General features: G+C 70.7%; 14 protein-coding genes and 2 tRNA genes. 10 read left to right on the forward strand and 6 right to left on the reverse strand.

What is annotated here, in order from left to right; translation table 11 throughout:
- Positions 1–696: hypothetical protein (locus tag H9I38_RS03385; protein WP_226337349.1), on the forward strand; the 696-nt coding region annotated here is incomplete at its 5' end.
- Positions 697–847: 151 nt separating this feature from the next.
- Here the strand turns inward: H9I38_RS03385 and H9I38_RS03390 are convergent.
- Genes H9I38_RS03390 through H9I38_RS03400 form a run of 3 tightly spaced genes read right to left on the reverse strand, consistent with a single transcriptional unit; the run spans position 848 to position 3,838 of the window.
- Complete coding sequence (locus H9I38_RS03390; protein ID WP_226337350.1) at positions 848–1,693, reverse strand: ABC transporter ATP-binding protein; 846 nt, start codon at positions 1,691–1,693, stop codon at positions 848–850.
- The gene (locus H9I38_RS03395; RefSeq protein WP_226337351.1) at positions 1,686–2,786 is read right to left on the reverse strand and encodes a FecCD family ABC transporter permease; all 1,101 of its coding nucleotides are present in this window, start codon (positions 2,784–2,786) and stop codon (positions 1,686–1,688) included. The genes H9I38_RS03390 and H9I38_RS03395 overlap by 8 nt, the downstream gene beginning before the upstream one ends.
- Positions 2,783–3,838, reverse strand: a complete 1,056-nt coding sequence (locus tag H9I38_RS03400; protein WP_226337352.1) for a FecCD family ABC transporter permease — start codon at positions 3,836–3,838, stop codon at positions 2,783–2,785. Before H9I38_RS03400 ends, H9I38_RS03395 begins: the two co-directional genes overlap by 4 nt.
- A gap of 52 nt (positions 3,839–3,890) precedes the next feature.
- Here H9I38_RS03400 and H9I38_RS03405 point away from each other — a divergent pair, with 52 nt between their 5' ends.
- Entirely contained in the window at positions 3,891–4,946 is a 1,056-nt protein-coding gene (locus H9I38_RS03405) for an ABC transporter substrate-binding protein (protein ID WP_226337353.1), read from the forward strand.
- 32 nt (positions 4,947–4,978) lie between these two features.
- On the opposite strand, the gene H9I38_RS03410 is transcribed toward H9I38_RS03405, so the two are convergent.
- A complete protein-coding gene (locus H9I38_RS03410; protein ID WP_226337354.1) occupies positions 4,979–7,297 on the reverse strand; it encodes a bifunctional alpha,alpha-trehalose-phosphate synthase (UDP-forming)/trehalose-phosphatase in 2,319 nt (772 codons plus the stop codon).
- A 174-nt stretch (positions 7,298–7,471) separates the two neighbouring features.
- Here H9I38_RS03410 and H9I38_RS03415 point away from each other — a divergent pair, with 174 nt between their 5' ends.
- A complete protein-coding gene (locus H9I38_RS03415) occupies positions 7,472–8,380 on the forward strand; it encodes a DsbA family protein (RefSeq protein WP_226337355.1) in 909 nt (302 codons plus the stop codon).
- 76 nt (positions 8,381–8,456) lie between these two features.
- Positions 8,457–8,533: transfer RNA gene (locus H9I38_RS03420), tRNA-Thr, on the forward strand.
- A 9-nt stretch (positions 8,534–8,542) separates the two neighbouring features.
- Here the strand turns inward: H9I38_RS03420 and H9I38_RS03425 are convergent.
- Positions 8,543–9,121, reverse strand: a complete 579-nt coding sequence (locus H9I38_RS03425; protein ID WP_226337356.1) for an acyl-CoA thioesterase — start codon at positions 9,119–9,121, stop codon at positions 8,543–8,545.
- A 103-nt stretch (positions 9,122–9,224) separates the two neighbouring features.
- On the opposite strand from H9I38_RS03425, the gene H9I38_RS03430 reads away from it, so the two are divergent.
- The 3 genes from H9I38_RS03430 to H9I38_RS03440 all read left to right on the forward strand — a co-directional run bounded on the left by H9I38_RS03430 (position 9,225) and on the right by H9I38_RS03440 (position 12,393).
- Positions 9,225–9,301: transfer RNA gene (locus tag H9I38_RS03430), tRNA-Val, on the forward strand.
- 242 nt (positions 9,302–9,543) lie between these two features.
- A complete protein-coding gene (locus H9I38_RS03435) occupies positions 9,544–10,620 on the forward strand; it encodes a lipid II:glycine glycyltransferase FemX (RefSeq protein WP_226337357.1) in 1,077 nt (358 codons plus the stop codon).
- 129 nt (positions 10,621–10,749) lie between these two features.
- Positions 10,750–12,393: a threonine/serine ThrE exporter family protein gene (locus H9I38_RS03440; RefSeq protein WP_226337358.1), complete on the forward strand. Its 1,644-nt coding sequence runs from the start codon at positions 10,750–10,752 to the stop codon at positions 12,391–12,393.
- A 68-nt stretch (positions 12,394–12,461) separates the two neighbouring features.
- Here H9I38_RS03440 and H9I38_RS03445 read toward each other — a convergent pair whose 3' ends face one another.
- A complete protein-coding gene (locus H9I38_RS03445) occupies positions 12,462–13,196 on the reverse strand; it encodes a uracil-DNA glycosylase (RefSeq protein ID WP_226337359.1) in 735 nt (244 codons plus the stop codon).
- A gap of 85 nt (positions 13,197–13,281) precedes the next feature.
- On the opposite strand from H9I38_RS03445, the gene H9I38_RS03450 reads away from it, so the two are divergent.
- The 3 genes from H9I38_RS03450 (at position 13,282) to groL (ending at position 16,149) form a co-directional block, all read left to right on the forward strand.
- Positions 13,282–13,677, forward strand: coding sequence for a DUF3263 domain-containing protein (locus H9I38_RS03450; protein ID WP_226337360.1), 396 nt, complete (start codon positions 13,282–13,284; stop codon positions 13,675–13,677).
- Complete coding sequence (locus H9I38_RS10925) at positions 13,674–14,267, forward strand: LytR C-terminal domain-containing protein (protein WP_226337361.1); 594 nt, start codon at positions 13,674–13,676, stop codon at positions 14,265–14,267. Before H9I38_RS03450 ends, H9I38_RS10925 begins: the two co-directional genes overlap by 4 nt.
- 256 nt (positions 14,268–14,523) lie before the next feature.
- Positions 14,524–16,149 (forward strand): chaperonin GroEL, encoded by a 1,626-nt coding sequence (gene groL, locus H9I38_RS03460; protein ID WP_226337362.1) that lies wholly within the window; start codon positions 14,524–14,526, stop codon positions 16,147–16,149.
- Positions 16,150–16,280 lie beyond the last annotated feature (131 nt).

The raw sequence follows: 16,280 nt of genomic DNA on the forward strand, positions 1-16,280 counted from the left end.
CCTTGCTGGGTGGCTGTTCTGGGGGCGGGCCTTCCCCCGTTTAACACGAGCTTCGGCGTGCCCGCTACGGCGCACCCCCGCCACGAAGAGCCCCCGAGCGGCAGCCCGGTTCGTGTGGCAGCAGACCCGCGCAACCGACTGCGTAAACTCGACCCCATGGAACCGCTGTTCTCGCACGCCCCGGACCCTGTGGAAGAACCCGGCTGGACCGAGGCCCCCGTCGAAACCGAGGTCCTGCACTGCGACCTGCCCCGCGACCTCGTCGAGTGCGCATCGGGTTTCGTCGAATACCTCAACCTCTGGTGGCCTGCCGAGCTGCTCCCTGAATCGGCTGAGGGGGCGGCTCTTGAAGGGTCGGACATCATCGCGATGACCTCTGACGGGCACACTCTCCTCTGGGGCTCCGTCTCCGCAGAGCAGACCGGGGACGCGGCGAACCCGGGTCTGCTCTTCTGCATCTCACCGGCCGGCGAAGACGAGGCGCGGTCGGCCCGGCAGTCGCGTGAAGGGCTCGGGCTCGTGCTGAGTCTGTCTGAGTCGCCGGCAGCCGGGGACTCAGACACGCCTTCTGACACCACACGGCTCCATGCCGTGCTGAGAACGGGTGGAGGGCCGAATGCCGCCCTGAGCCCGGATGCGGCTCAGCGCATCGCGGCGTCGTATGCCGGATTCATGGGCTCTGCTGTGCAGGGTTAACGTCTTCTCTCACCCGTCTGTCCGCCGGAGGGAGAGCTTCGTCTGCGAGCTCCTGGGGCGCCCCCGTCAGCACTCCTTCACCGCCAGGGGCGTGCGATTCTCTGCAATGAAGGCCTTAATCGGACGCCTCCGCTCCCCGGGGGGAGGGGCGTCACCGCACCATGGCCCGTGGGCGCTCCAGCATGGACACGTCGGGGGCGCTCAGCCGCCTCGGAATGATGAGGCGGTCACCGGTCTCCGGATCCGGGAGGACGCGCGCGTCGATCTCGAACACGTCGCGCAGCAGCGTGTCCGTCAGAACCTCGTGGGGCGTGCCCACCGCGTGGATTCCTCCGCGGGCGAGCACCACGAGGTGGTCCGCATAGCGGGCGGCCTGCTGGAGGTCGTGCAGCACGGCCACGCAGGTGCGCCCCTGGTCCGCGCTCAACGCCCGGACCAGCTCCAGGAGCGCGTACTGGTGGGCGATGTCGAGGAACGTCGTCGGCTCGTCGAGGAGGATCGTGTCCGTCTGCTGGGCGAGCACCATGGCCATCCACACCCGTTGGCGCTGTCCGCCGGAGAGGTCCTGGACGCGCTCCTCCTGAAGTGAGGCGACCCCGGCGGCGTCGAGGGCGGCGGTGACCGCGGCCTCGTCGTCGGGCCCCCATTGGGAGAGGAAGGTCTGGTGAGGGTGGCGTCCGCGGCTGACGAGCTCGAAGACGGTGATGTCCTGGGGCGTCGTCGCGCCCTGGGGGAGGAGAGCGAGCCGCCGGGCGGCCTCGCGAGCGGAGAGACGGCGGAGGTCGTCTCCGTGGAGGAGCGCGGTGCCGGACACGGGCGTCAGGATGCGGGCGAAGGCCTTGAGGAGGGTGGACTTGCCGTAGCCGTTCGGGCCGATGACGGCGGTGAAGCGCCCGGTGGGGATGTCGAGGGTGACGTCCTCGAGCACGGTGCGGCGGTCCCACGCGAGCGTGAGGCTCTCGGCGCGCAGGGCCGGTGCGGGGGCGTGGTCAGTCATGCGGGCTCCTTGGTCGACTGGGGGCGGAAACGGGCCGGAGCGAGGGCCGCCGCTGCCGGGAGGCGAGCAGGGCCATGAGGTAGAGCCCGCCGAGCGTGACGGTCACGAGTCCCACGGGCAGCTGGACCGGGGCGAAGAGCCTCTGAGCGCAGAGGTCGGCGAGCAGCAGGAGGGCGGCTCCTGCGGCGGCTGTGCTGGCAAGGTGTGGCCGCGGAGAACGGGTGAGCCGCTGGGCGATATGCGGCGCGGCGAGCGCGATGAAGGAGATCGGCCCCGCGAGCGCTGTGCAGACCGCCGTCAGCAAGACGCCGGCTGCGAGGAGCAGCAGGCGAGGAGCTGTGCGGGGGAGCCCGAGGGCGGTGGCGGACTCGTCCCCGAGGCCCAGCAGGGAGAGCGTCCGTCCGGCGCCGGCACTCAAGGCGAGCAGGAGGGCCAGGAGCGCGCAGGCCGGAAGAGCGCTCTCCCAGCGGATTCCGTTGAGCGTTCCGGCGCCCCACGTGGCGGCGGAGAGGGCGGTCTCCTGGTCCCCGCGGAGGATGAGCCACCGGTTGAACGCGGAGAGCATCATGCTCACGCCGAGGCCCACGAGGATGAGGCGGAGGCCGTCGAACCCCTGCTTCCAGGACAGGACGCCGACGGCGGCCGCCGCGGCCGCGCCCCCGATGAGCGCCCCGAGCGAGACGGCCCCGAATCCGGAGTGGCCGAGGAGCAGGGCTGTCAGCACCCCCGTGTAGGCGCCGGTGTTGAACCCGATGATGTCCGGCGAGCCGAGCGGATTGCGGGTCAGCGCCTGGAACAGCGCGCCCGAGACGGCCAGCGCGGCGCCCACCGCCGCGGCCGAGAGTGCTCGGGGCAGCCGCCACTGGAGCACGACGGTTCCCGAGAAGCCCGCGTCCTCGCCGGTGAGGGCGCCCAGAGCCGTGGAGGGCGTGACGCCGGCCCCCGGCCAGAGCAGCGTGGCGCCGAGGAGGGCGACGCCGGCGAGGAGGAGCGCCGCCGTCGTCCACAGGCTCCTCGTGTGGCCCAGCCGGCTCACGGGGCCCAGGCGGACGCGGAAGCGCCCCGGGAGCGGAGGTGCAGGAGCGCGGGTCACAGGGCGGCCGCCTTTCGGCGGCGGGCGAGGCCCACGAGCACGGGGGCTCCGATGAACGCGACGACGACGCCGGCGGGCAGCTCTCCGGGGAGGAGGCATCGGCCGGCGATGTCGGCGGCGAGGAGGATGCAGGGGCCGATCGCCGTCGAGAGGAGGAGGACGCCGCGCTGGCTGGGCCCGGCGATGCGCCGGGCGGCGTGCGGCGCCATGAGCCCGAGGAACACGAGCACGCCGACGGCGGCGGTAGCCGAGCCGGCGAGCACGGTCACCGCGGCGATGCAGAGCAGCCTCGTCCGGCGGACGGGGGCGCCGAGGGAGACGGCGACGTCGCCGCCGAGAGAGAGGGCGTCAAGGTGCCGGGCGGCGAGGAGGGTGAGCGCGGATCCGGCCGCCAGCCCGGCGGCCGCCACGGGCACCGCGGAGGGGTCCGCGGCGGAGAGGCTGCCCGTCATCCAGGCGCGGAGGCGGTCGAAAGACTGCGGATCTACGAGCGCCAGCCCCTCTCCAATGCCGCTGAGGACGGCGCTGAGGGCCACGCCCGCGAGGACGAGGGGCACGGGGTCCGCGCCGCGGGTTCCGCCGCCCGCGAGCACCACGATGAGCCCGGCCGCGAGCGCGCCCGCCAGGGCGAACCACACGTAGCCTGTCGCCGAGGTGACGCCCAGGAGGGAGATGGCGACGACGGCGCTGAACGCGGCCCCCGCGTTGATCCCGAGGGCGCCCGTGTCCGCCAGCGGGTTGCGCGTCACGGACTGGACGAGCGCGCCGCCGAGGCCCATGGCGGCTCCCGCGAGCAGGGCCAGGAGGGTGCGGGGAAGACGCGATCCGAGGATGACAGCGGTCTCGGCGGACGGGGCGGAGGCGGCCTGGGCCTCGGAAGAGAGCGCGCCCGGGTTCAGGACGCCGGCGCCGAGGGCCCTGAGGACGTCCCCGGCGGGCACGGCGCGCGCGCCGAGCATGAGCCCCGCAGCGGAGAGCACGGCGGCCGCGAGGACGAGCGCCGCGAGGGCGCGCGCGATCGCGATCCGGCGGCGCCGGACGGGTGAAGACATTAGGGCATTCCTCAGTTGCGTAATGGAGTCTAATTAAGGATAGCCTTGGCTTATGACCTCAGTGAAATCGTCTGAACAGCGCCTCGGGCGCCTGCGCCGCGCGTCTCTCGCGGCCCTCGCCGCCTCCTCCCTCCTCCTTGCCGGCTGTGCCGCGCCGTCCCGGGACGCGGGATCGTCCTCGAACGGGTCCGGGGACTCGAAGGTGGCCACCGGAGGAGCCCAGTTCTCCACCGCGGACAAGGAGACCGCCAAGCTCGGGAGCGACGCGAAGCCGGGGCAGTTCCCCCGCACCGTCAAGCACGCGCTCGGCGAGACGGAGATCAAGGAGCGGCCGCAGCGCGTCGTCGTGCTGGACACGGGCGAGCTCGACGACGTCCTCAGCCTCGGCATCACCCCGGTGGGCATGGTCACCACGAAGGGCAAGAACGCGGTTCCGTCCTACCTCGCGGACAAGGTCAAGGACGTCAAGACGGTGGGCACCATCAACGAGCTCAACCTCGAGGCCATCGCGGAGCTCAAGCCGGACCTGATCGTGGGCAGCAAGCTGCGCGCGGACAAGGTCTACGGGCAGCTCTCGGACATCGCGCCGACGGTCTTCTCCATCCGCCCGGGCTTCCCGTGGAAGGAGAACTTCCTGCTCGTGGCGGACTCGCTCGGCCTGGAGAAGGAGGCCGAGGGGGTCCTCAACCGCTACGCGCAGCGCGCGGCGGGCATCAAGAAGGCCGTCAAGCCGGGGACCCGCGTCTCGCTCGTGCGCTTCATGCCGGGGCGCATCAGGCTCTACGCCAACAAGTCGCTCATCGGCGTCATCCTCAAGGACGCGGGGCTGGCGCGCCCGGAGAAGCAGGACGTGGACGAGCTCGCCGTCGAGGTCTCGCCGGAGAACATCGGGGAGGCGGGCGGAGACGTCCTCTTCTACTCGAGCTACGGGCAGCCGGACGCCACGGGGGAGTCGAAGGTGACGTCCGGGCCGGCGTGGAAGGGCCTTGCGCCCGTCAAGGCGGGCAAGGCCTACGCGGTCGAGGACGACGTCTGGTTCCTCGGCCTCGGCCCCACGGGCGCGGATCGGATCCTCTCCGACCTGGAGTCCAAGCTCGCCGGGAAGTGACGCGCCTCTGAGGGGCGCAGCGGGCCCGCCGATCAGCCCTTCCGGCCGTCTCGGCGGGCTCGGAGCACCTCCTCGAGGAAGGCCGCGACCTCCTCAGGGTCGTTGAGCCGGGCGGCGGCGGCCGTGGCGCCGGGGCCGACCTTGACGCCGACGTCCGGCTCGCCCTCGCCCTGCTCGAGGACGGCGAACGCGTTCTCGTCCGTCACGTCGTCCCCCATGAACAGGGTGGAACTCGGGTTGTAGGCCTCGCGGAGGTACTCGATGCCCTCGCCCTTGTGGGCCTTGAGGACCGCGATCTCCACGACCGACTTGCCCCGGGAGACGTGCGCCTTGGGCACCTCGACGTAGACGCGCTGCATCGCCTCGACGCTCGCGTGCTCCTGCATGTCCTGGGGCACCTGGCGCACGTGGAGGACGACGCCGGCCGGCTTGATCTCCACCCAGGCGCCGTTGTGCTTGCGGGCCACGGACTTCAGGACCCGCTCCGCCTTGGCGAGCGTCTGCTCCTGCTCGTCCGTCAGCGTCAGGCCGGAGCCCTGGTCCGAGCCGGGCAGGTGTTGCTCGGCGCCGTGCGAGCCGATGAGGGCCACGTTCCGGTGGGGGTCCGCGCAGGCGCGCAGCGAGGCGAGCGAGCGTCCGGAGACGAAGGCCACCTGGACCCCCTCGACCTCCGCCAGCGCGTCCAGCACCTCCTTGGTCTTCGGCAGGGGGCGGGCGTCTTCCGCCCGGGCGACGATCGGCGCGACGACGCCGTCGAAGTCCAGCGCCACGAGGAGGCGCTCGGCCTCCGTCAGCCGGCGGAGCGTCTCCTCCCGGAGCCGGTCCGCGAGCGGGAGGCCGTGGGTCTCGTCCGCATTGGCGACGACGGCGCGAGCCGGCTCGCCCGAGGGCTCCAGCTCGTCCTCGGGAGAGGAGCCGTCCGCGGGCGTGGTGCTCTCCAGCCGCTCGAGGAAGTCCGAGGACCAGCGGTCGATGTCATTGGCCAAGACCTGCCTCCTGAGGCGTTTCATCCGGCGCTGGCTCTCGTCAGCGGACATGGTGAGGGCGCGGACGATGTCGTCCTTCATGCCCCCGATGTCGTGAGGGTTGGTCAGGATCGCGGCGCCGAGCTCGTCCGCCGCGCCCGCGAACTCGCTGAGCACGAGCGCGCCCGAGTCGTCCTGGCGCGCGGCCACGTACTCCTTGGCCACGAGGTTCATGCCGTCGCGCAGCGCGGTCACGAGCATGACGTCCGCCGCGAGGTAGAGGGCCACCATCTCCTCCATCGGATAGGAGTGGTGCAGATAGCGGATGGCCGTGTGCTCGAGCGTGTCGAAGTTGCCGTTGATGCGCCCGACGGCGAGCTCCACGTCCTCCCGGAGCTGCACGTACGAGCTGACGCGCTCGCGGCTCGGGCTCGCGACCTGGATGAGGGCCGCGTCCTCCACCTTGACCTTGCCGTCGTTGAGCAGCTCGCCGTACGCCTTGATGCGGTGGCGGATGCCCTTGGTGTAGTCGAGGCGGTCCACGCCGAGGACCACCTTGCGGGCCCCTCCGAGGCTCTCGCGGATCCGCTTGGCGCGCTCGATGACCTTCGGGTCGTTCGCGAGGCGGGTGATGACGTCCGCGTCGATGGAGATGGGGAAGGTGTCCGCCTCCACCCGCCGGGTGCGTCCGTTGCTCATCTCGATCTCGATGCGCTTGTTCTTGACCGGGCGCTGGGCGAACCGGCGGACGCAGCGGAGGAAGTTGGCGGTGTCCGTCTGGCGCTGGAAGCCGAGGAGAGATGCGCCGAGCATGCCCTCGAGGGCCTCGCGCCGCCAGGGGAGCTGAGCGAAGAGCTCTGCCGGCGGGAACGGGATGTGGAGGAAGAAGCCGATCTTGAGGTCCGGGCGCAGCTGCCGCAGGAGGGCCGGGACAAGGAGGAGCTGGTAGTCCTGGACCCAGACCGTGGCGTTCTGCGCCGCCACCCGGGCGCACTCGCGGGCGAACCGCTGGTTGACCTCCCGATACGCCTCCCACCAGGTGCGGTGGTACTCCGGGGGAGCGATGACGTCGTGGAACAGCGGCCACAGCGTCGCGTTGGAGAAGCCCTCGTAGTAGGTGCTCACCTCGGCGGCGGAGAGGGCGACGGGGACGAGCCGCATGCCGTCGTGGTCGAAGTCCTCGAGCCGCTCGTCAGGGGCGCCGTGCCAGCCCACCCACGCGCCGCCGTTGCGCTGCATGAGGGGGTGCAGGGCGGTCACGAGTCCGCCGGGCGAACGGCGCCACTGGTCCGTCTGGCCCGCTGAGCCGGCGACTCGGTCCACGGGCAGGCGGTTGCTGACGACGACGAGGTCGAAGGTCTGTGGTGCGATGCGAGAACTCGGCATGATCCCCTCACTGCGTTGGCGGACTCCCACTGGACACACTAGTGCGAATGAACCGCCCGCGGGGTGGGACGGAGTCTCTTTTGAGATTTCTCCCGGAGATCGCTCGTATCATGGGGGAAGGCCAATCGCGCCGCCCCGCGGCGCCTCCCGACGAGAATCCGAGGTTCCCGACGCATGTCCGAGAACAAGCCGAACCCCTCGCACACGGCGAAGCCGGGTGCGAACAGCGGCCAGACCGGGCTGACGCCCCGCGAGGTGGCGGCCAAGCACAGGCAGAGCGAGCTGCGGCGCGAGCGGTCCCGCCGCGCTGTCATCGGAGGCGCGATCATCGCCGTCGTCGCGGCGATCGTCATCATCGCGGCGCTCCTGTTCAAGAAGAACAACGAGGACAGCCAGGCGGACGTCCAGTCCAAGGGCCCGGCGCCTGCGTACGGCAACCAGTACGGCGGCGTCGTGCTCGGCAAGGGCGGCAAGCTCCAGAAGGCCGGCGGCTTCCAGGTGGACCCGGGCACGGTGGGCCCTGCCGCCAAGGAGGCTTCGTCCAAGGCGCCGTCCGGCTCCGCGCCCACCAAGAAGGGCGGCCCCGGCCAGATCATCGTCTACGTGGACATGCTCTGCCCGCACTGCGGCGAGTTCGAGAAGATGTTCGGGGACTACCTCGCCGGCCTCGCGGACAAGGGCACGGCCACGGTCGAGTACCGCGTCATCTCGATCCTGGACCAGTCGGTCAACCAGAACTACTCCACGCGCGCGGGCGGCGCCATGATGTCTGTGGCGGACAAGTTCCCGGACAAGTTCGTCCCCGCCATGCGGGCCATGTTCGAGCAGCAGCCGAACGAGTCCGCGGGCGCGGGCAACGACAAGATCAAGGAGATCCTCAAGGGCGCGGGCGTCCCCGGGGAGATCGAGAAGATGGTGGACAACGGAGACTTCCGCTACTACACCACGTTCGCGAACAAGCTGGCGGCCCACGAGGGCGTCTCGGGCACCCCGAGCATCTACGTCGAGGGCTCCAAGTGGGACCCGCAGGCGGACAGCGACTTCCAGAAGTTCGTCGAGGAGCGCCTCGCCGCTCGCAAGTGAGGCCTAGGCCTCCGCTAGGATGAACGAGTCCGTCTCCGGACGGATCCCTCATCCGCCGGCGCGCTGCGCCGGACCCGCCTCCTTAGCTCAGCTGGCCAGAGCATCTGTCTTGTAAACAGAGGGTCGCCGGTTCGAATCCGGCAGGGGGCTCCACTGCCGCCGTCACACGCGGCGCTTCTCATCCGGCCGTTCCGCGTCCCACTCGTTCGGGGCGGGCCGCCGCGATCCCGGAAGGGCCACGCTCTGCCGCCAGTCGAGGAGCCACTGCGGGACGTGGTTGCGTCCCTCCGGGGCGGGATCGCCCAGGGCCAGCAGGTCCTCCACCGGAACCGGCCCCTCGTCCGAGGTCATGCGCGTGCAGATGTACCCGCGGGCGAAGACCTCGCCGTCCGCCACCATCCGCTGCTCGAAGTACACGGCCTTCTCATCCGTGCCGAGCAGGCGAGTCTGCATCTCATACCGCTTGCCGAGGTTGAGCGGCTTGCGGAAGCTGATCGTCTCGGCGGACACCACAGGGCTGTATCCGCGGCGACGCGCCTCGTCGAAGGCGCCGCTGCGCACGAGCAGGTCGAACCGGCCGAGGTCGAAGAGCGTGAAGTACACGCCGTTGTTGATGTGCACGGCGAGGTCCACGTCCATGGGGAGGGCCCGCATGCGGACGGACGAGGTGTCCCAGAGCGAGAGCGCGGGACGCCGCCGGGAGATCGCCAGGCTGAAGAGGGTGCGCAGAAGGTAGTGCATGCGCGTCAGCCTACCGGCGCGGAGGAAAGGGCTCCTGCGCGTCGGCGCACAGCCCCCGATTACCGCATGAGGGCGGCTGTGCACTATGATGGGTAACCGTTGCGCTTCCTTAGCTCAGTTGGTTAGAGCGCTCGCTTCACACGCGAGAGGTCGCTGGTTCGAGTCCAGTAGGAAGCACCACGTCACCACTCGGGGCGGTCCCTTCAGGGGCCGCCCCGAGCTGTGTGCTCTTCCGGACGGCGCAGAAGGCTGTCCGGAGCTTCCCGGACATGTGCACGCCCTGAGAGCCGGGTGGCGTTGTCCACAATCCCGGCCGGCCCCGTGGCCGGGGCACGGGCCTCAGAGTAAGCTCGATGAGGTGAGCCGTCCACGCGGCTCGCACACGTCCCCCGTCATCGGCGAAGAACGGATCAAGCAGCCCCATGGTGGAATTTTCGGCGCGCTTTGCGACAGCCCAGGAGATCGTGGCGTGGGATGACCACGTCGTGCAGAACCCCAACGGGGGCAACCTCCTGCAGTCCGCCTCGTTCGCGGACGTGAAGTCGCAGTTCGGGTGGAAGCCCCGCTTCCTCGTCCTCGAGGCGGAGGGCGCCGCGCCGAGCTTCAACCTGGTCCTGGAGAAGTCCGTGCCGCCGCTCGGCACGTTCTGGTACATGATCAAGGGGCCGGACGTGGGAGACCCCTCGCACGTGGTTCCCGCGATGGACGCGGTCAAGCGGATGATCCGCGAGCAGCGCCTCGGCGTCTTCGCCGTCAAGATCGAGCCGGACATCGTCGCGGGGGAGGAGGTCGCCGAGACCTTCGCCAAGGCCGGCTACGTCAAGGGCCCGGACATCCAGCCCAATGACCACACCGCCATCCTGGACACCACGCCGGACGAGCAGCCCCTCCTGCGCTCCCTCCACTCGCGAGGCCGCAACGCGGTCCGCCGCGCGCTCCGAGAGGGCGCGGACGCGCAGCGCGTGGAGCCCACGGAGGAGAACTTCCGCATCATGTTCGACCTGATGAACCAGGTCCAGGACCGGAACACGCTGCGCCTGCGCCCCTTCGAGTACTACCGCCGGTTCTGGCAGAACTTCGTGGACGCCGGGCAGGGCCGCCTCTACTTCGCGTATGAGGACGGCAAGCCCGTGGTCGGCGCCTTCGTCATCAACTACGGCCGCAAGGGCACGTACAAGGACGGCGGCTCGGTGAGCCGGCGCCGTCAGTACGGCGACTCGCACCAGCTCCAGTGGCGCGCCATCCTGGACCTCAAGGAGGAGTTCGGGATCACGGAGTACGACTTCTGCGGCACGCCTCCGGCGGACGAGCTGAAGAACCCGGAACACCGCCTCTACGGGCTCGGTCTCTTCAAGACGAGCTTCACCAAGACGGTCGTGGACTTCGTGGGCGCCTATGACGTCGTCGTCGACCCTCTCCGGTACCGGGCATGGAGCACGGTCGGGGAGAAGGTCGCCCGCAACCTCTGGGACCGCAAGCACCGCCAGCCGTTCTACTGATCCGAGGCGCCGTGAGAGCGGCGCGCCTTCGGACGCTCGGACGGGCGCAGCCCTGCGCTGCGCTCGCCCGCACTCTGCCCGCCGAGCCGTGAGGCCCGGACGCCACGCCGGACACGTGAGGAGGACTCCATGCACCACGATTCCCCGACATCGCCGCAGGAGCGCCTCGCTGCGCTGGCTGGGCGGGACCCCGAGCTCTCCACGGGGCCGGTGCAGCACCCGGAGGCCTCGCCGGAGGACGAGGTCCGGCCGCACTCCGCACAGACCCAGGCCGTGGCCGCCGCGGGGCCGGACCCCACTCACGCCCTGCCCACCACCCCGCAGCGCCTGGACGCCGCCGCGATGCGGGCCTCGGCGCGCTCGCGGAGCTTCCTTCTGCGCATGGTGCAGGGGGAAGCCCCGCCCACGCAGGCGATGGACATCGTGGAGCGTCTCGCCGGCTCGCCGTACGCCCGTCCCGCGGCGCGCCTGCCCGCTCCCGAGACCTCGACGATCGGCACGTACGAAGGCGCCCGCAAGACGCTGGACCTCTCACTGCAGCTCGCCGAGGTCATGTTCCGCTACGGTGCCGGCGCGCTCGAGGTGGAGACGAGCATCATCGCGGTGACGGCGGCGTACGGGCTCAAGGACGTGGACGTGGACATCACCAACCAGTCCGTCCAGCTCAACTACTCGCCGCAGGGCCAGACGCCCATGACGGTGCTGCGCGTGGTGCGCTCGTGGACCAACAACTACGCCGGACTGGTGCTCGTCCACGAGCTGGTCACGCGGATCGTCGAGGGAGGCGTGAGCCGCTCGGACGCGAGCCTGCAGCTGCGGGCCATCACGCGCCGGCCCAAGCCGTTCCCGAAGTGGATGGTGACCCTTTCGGGCGCCCTCTTCTGCGGCGCGATCGTCCTGCTCATCGGCGGGCACTGGCCTGAGAGCCTGGTGACGGCCCTCTCGATCATCGTGGCGGGCCTGACCACCCGGAAGCTCGGCCAGTGGCGGGTCCCGGACTTCTACTCCACGGCCGTCAGCGCGTTCGTGGTCACGGCGTTCGCCATGGGCATGTACTGGATCTTCGGAGACCGGTTCTCGCCGGTGGTGGCCGTGGCCGGCGGGCTCGTGCTCATGCTGCCGGCCGGACGAACGGTGGGGTCCGTGCAGGACGCCATCAACGGCTTCCCCGTCACGGCAGCCGGGCGCCTGCTTTCAGCGATGCTGACGTTCGGCGCCATCGTCGTCGGCATCGCGGTGGCGGTCTCGGTGGCCACGATCAGCGGCGTCGGGAAGCTGGACGTCACCCAGCAGGCGCTCCCGGACCTTCCCTTCTGGGCGACGGCGATCGTGGTGTTCGTCGCCGGCATGCTGATCGTGGTCTACGAGCAGAGCCAGGTGCGCCTGCTCATCCCCACCGCCGTGGTGGCCGTCTCCGGGTTCGTGGCCTACGTCTTCTTCCAGCACATCGGCTTCGGCCCGCGCCTCACGCCGGCGCTCGCGGCCACGGTGGTCGGATTCTTCGGGCGCATCTTCGCCCTGCGGATGGGGGCCCCGCAGCTGGTCATCGCCGTCCCCGCGGTGCTCTACCTGCTTCCGGGACTCGCGATCTTCCGCGCCATGTACACGCTCACCATCGAGGACTCGGCCTTCCAGGGCGTGGCCGGGCTGGCGAGCGCCTTCATGGTCATCCTGGGCCTGGCCGCGGGCACGGTGGCCGGCGACAACCTCGCGCGGCCCTTCACCCGCTCCACCGAGGGCTCCGTGGCCCGCCGCCGCGGTCGCCGCCGCTGACACCGCCTCCGGGCGCTTTTCTCCGGATACTCCCGCCGGCTCCGGAGCCCGGCCGCCGGGGAAGGTCGTCAGAAGAGGACCGGCTCGCTCTCGTGGTCCGCCTCCGCGTCGATGAGCGAGCCCACCCAGTCCACCGGAGCCCTGCCGTGCTCCTCGAGGTGGCGGTTGGCGGCGCTGAACGGCCGGGATCCGAAGAAGCCGCGGCTCGCGGAGAGAGGAGAGGGGTGCGGCGACTGGAGCCGCTTGGTCAGCGGCGACTGGGGCAGAGTGTCCCCGACCTTCTGCGCATGGCGTCCCCACTCGATGACCACGAGCGGAGTGCCCGCCTCCGCGTTGACCCCGGCGACGGCCGCCATGGCGCGCGTGGTGAGCTCCTGCCAGCCGAGACGCTGATGCGAACCCGGCGACCCAGGACGGACGGTCAGCACGGTGTTGAGCAGGAGGACGCCCTGCGCGAGCCAGCCGGAGAGGTCTGCCGTGGCGCCCCGAAGCCGCTCGCGCTCGTGGGGGAGATCCGCGGCGAGCTCGTTATAGATGTTGGCGAGGCTCTTCGGCAGCGGCGCCACGTCCCGGGCGGCCGAGAAGGCGAGTCCCATCGCGTGCCCGGGAGTGGGGTAGGGGTCCTGGCCGACGACGACGCACCGCACCGAGCCCGGCGCCAGGCTGAGCGCCGCGAGGGCCCTCTCCCTGCCCGGCAGGAAATCGGGGCAGTCCGCTTCGGCCTTTTCCAACAGCTGCTCGGCTCGCTCGGCGATGCCCGGCACGAGCCGCGACCAGTCGGGGTGCATGAGGCGGTCCGTCATCTGCTCTCCTTGCAGGCCTCTCGCCGGCCTCGGGCTGAAGGTCCGCGTCTTGGCCGGGGCGTTCTCGGATTCTAAAGTAGACCCTATGCCCTCCTCCTTCGCTCCCCGCCCCCGTGCTGACGGCCCGGAGGACGGGGGCGACGGCAAGGGGCCCCGCCCGAGCGGCCTCACGGCGCAGGAGCGCGAGGTGCTCCGGATCGAGTCCCAGGCGTGGAAGTACGCCTCGGCCAAAGAGCGGGCGATGCGAGAGCGGGCCGGCCTCTCGCCGACCGACTACTACCTCCTGCTGCGTGAACTGGTCCAGGACGACCGGGCGCGCCGTGAGTTCCCAGCCCTGCTCGCTAGACTCGCGGAGAGGATGGACCGCGCGGCGTCGAGGTACGGCCTCGGCAGGCGCGGCGCCGCTCCGCAGACGGGCGGAGCGCATCCGTGGGACGAGACGCCGGGCCGCACTCCGGCCTGGGATGAGGAGGGGCAGTGAGCGAGAGCGAGACCGGGGACCGCTATGACCTGATCCCCGAGGACCCCCGCCATGTGGGCCAGCACCGCGAGGAGCCGTACGAGCCCGCCGTCGGCTGGAAGGCATTCGTGCTCGTGGGCGCTGCGGCGCTGCTCCTTGGCTTCATCGCCGCATTCGTGCTCCCCGTCCTCGGATTCACGCCGAAGGCGCAGTCGCCCCAAGCGCAGACGGCCCAGGGGCAGAGCCCCTCGGGTGCAGCACGACCCTCGACGGCGCCGAGCGCGCACGTGGCCCCGCTGCAGACCCAGGGACCGCAGGCGAGCGCTGACCCCGCTCTGCGCAAGGCCACCGTGGACGTCTTCGACGCTTCGGGCGGAGCGCGCGAGAAGGACGTCGCCGCCGAGGTCGCCGGCAAGGGGTGGGTCGTCGGAGAGCTCGGCGCCTGGAACGGCGGGGACCCGGGGCGGACCACTGTCGTGTACGGGGCGGCGTCGTCGCGCGCGGCGGCTCAGCTGCTCGCCTCGGACCTCGGCGGAGCGGAGGTCAGCCAGGACTCCTCCGTGGGGAGCCGCCTGCAGGTGGTGGTCTCGGGCGGATACGGCGCGGGCTGACCCGGAGCCCTGGCAGGCGCACGGGAGCCGCTCTGCCCAGGGCGGACCGTTCTTGCACTCGGTGGGGGCGAGTGCTAACAATTGAATTAGCACTCTGGGCTCGGGACTGCTAAGCCAGCGGCCGCCGGACGCCCAGGGGAATCGCGATTTCACTCAGATGAGGCGGCCCGCGCAGGCGGGCGCCGTCCGTCGCGGGCATCCGGGCGGGATCCACGTTTCGCTTGCACATCACTGTCCTGAAAGGACTGCAGAACACATGGCAAAGATGATTGCTTTTGACGAAGAGGCGCGGCGCGGCCTTGAGCGTGGTCTCAACACCCTCGCCGACGCGGTCAAGGTGACCCTCGGCCCGCGCGGCCGCAACGTCGTCCTGGAGAAGAAGTGGGGCGCCCCCACCATCACGAACGACGGCGTCTCCATCGCCAAGGAGATCGAGCTCGAGGATCCGTACGAGAAGATCGGCGCGGAGCTCGTCAAGGAGGTCGCCAAGAAGACGGACGACGTCGCCGGTGACGGCACGACGACGGCCACCGTCCTCGCCCAGGCGCTCGTCCGCGAGGGACTGCGCAACGTCGCGGCCGGCGCTGACCCGCTCTCGCTGAAGCGCGGCATCGAGAAGGCCGTCAAGGCCGTCACGGAGGAGCTGCTCTCCTCGGCCAAGGAGGTCGAGACCAAGGAGCAGATCGCGGCCACCGCCTCGATCTCCGCCGGTGACAAGCAGATCGGCGAGCTCATCGCCGAGGCGCTCGACAAGGTGGGCAAGGAAGGCGTCATCACCGTCGAGGAGTCCAACGCGTTCGGCCTGGAGCTCGAGCTCACCGAGGGCATGCGCTTCGACAAGGGCTACATCTCCGGCTACTTCGTCACGGATGCGGACCGCCAGGAGGCCGTCCTCGAGGATCCGTACATCCTCATCGTCAACTCGAAGATCTCCACCGTGAAGGACATGGTGGGCATCCTCGAAAAGGTCATGCAGTCCGGCAAGCCGCTGCTCATCATCGCGGAGGACGTCGAGTCCGAGGCGCTTGCCACCCTCGTGGTCAACAAGATCCGCGGCACGTTCAAGTCCGTGGCCGTCAAGGCGCCGGGCTTCGGCGACCGCCGGAAGGCGCAGCTCGCGGACATCGCGATCCTCACGGGCGGCCAGGTCATCTCCGAGGAGGTCGGCCTCAGCCTGGAGAACGCCTCGCTGGACCTGCTCGGCCAGGCCCGCAAGGTGGTTGTCACCAAGGACGAGACCACGATCGTCGAGGGCGCGGGAGACGCGGACTCGATCAAGGGCCGTGTGGCTCAGATCCGCGCCGAGATCGAGAACTCGGACTCGGACTACGACCGTGAGAAGCTCCAGGAGCGCCTTGCCAAGCTGGCCGGCGGCGTGGCCGTTCTCAAGTCCGGCGCCGCCACCGAGGTGGAGCTCAAGGAGCGCAAGCACCGCATCGAGGACGCCGTCCGCAACGCCAAGGCGGCTGTGGAGGAGGGCATCGTCGCCGGCGGCGGCGTCTCCCTCATCCAGGCGGGCGAGGCTGCGTTCGGCAAGCTCCAGCTCACGGGTGACGAGGCCACGGGCGCCAACATCGTCAAGGTCGCCGTGGACGCGCCGCTCAAGCAGATCGCGTTCAACGCCGGCCTTGAGCCGGGCGTCGTGGCGGACAAGGTGCGCAGCCTGACCCCGGGCCACGGCCTCAACGCCGCCACGGGCGAGTACGAGGACCTCCTGGCCGCCGGCGTCGCCGACCCGGTCAAGGTGACCCGCTCCGCTCTCCAGAACGCCGCCTCGATCGCGGGCCTGTTCCTCACCACGGAGGCCGTGGTGGCCGACCGTCCGGAGAAGAACGCCCCGGCCGCCGGCGCCGACGAGATGGCGGGCATGGGCGGCTTCTAAACCCGTTCCACGGGGTTCCGGGCCGGTTGCCGGCCGGCCCCGGAACAGCATCCGGCAAGGCCGCCGCGCAGACCGCAAGGTCGGCGCGGCGGCCTCGCTGTGTCTGGAGCCGGCTCCGCTTCCCGCGCCTG

The organism is Arthrobacter sp. UM1 (genome assembly GCF_020483305.1).
GTDB lineage: Bacteria > Actinomycetota > Actinomycetes > Actinomycetales > Micrococcaceae > Falsarthrobacter.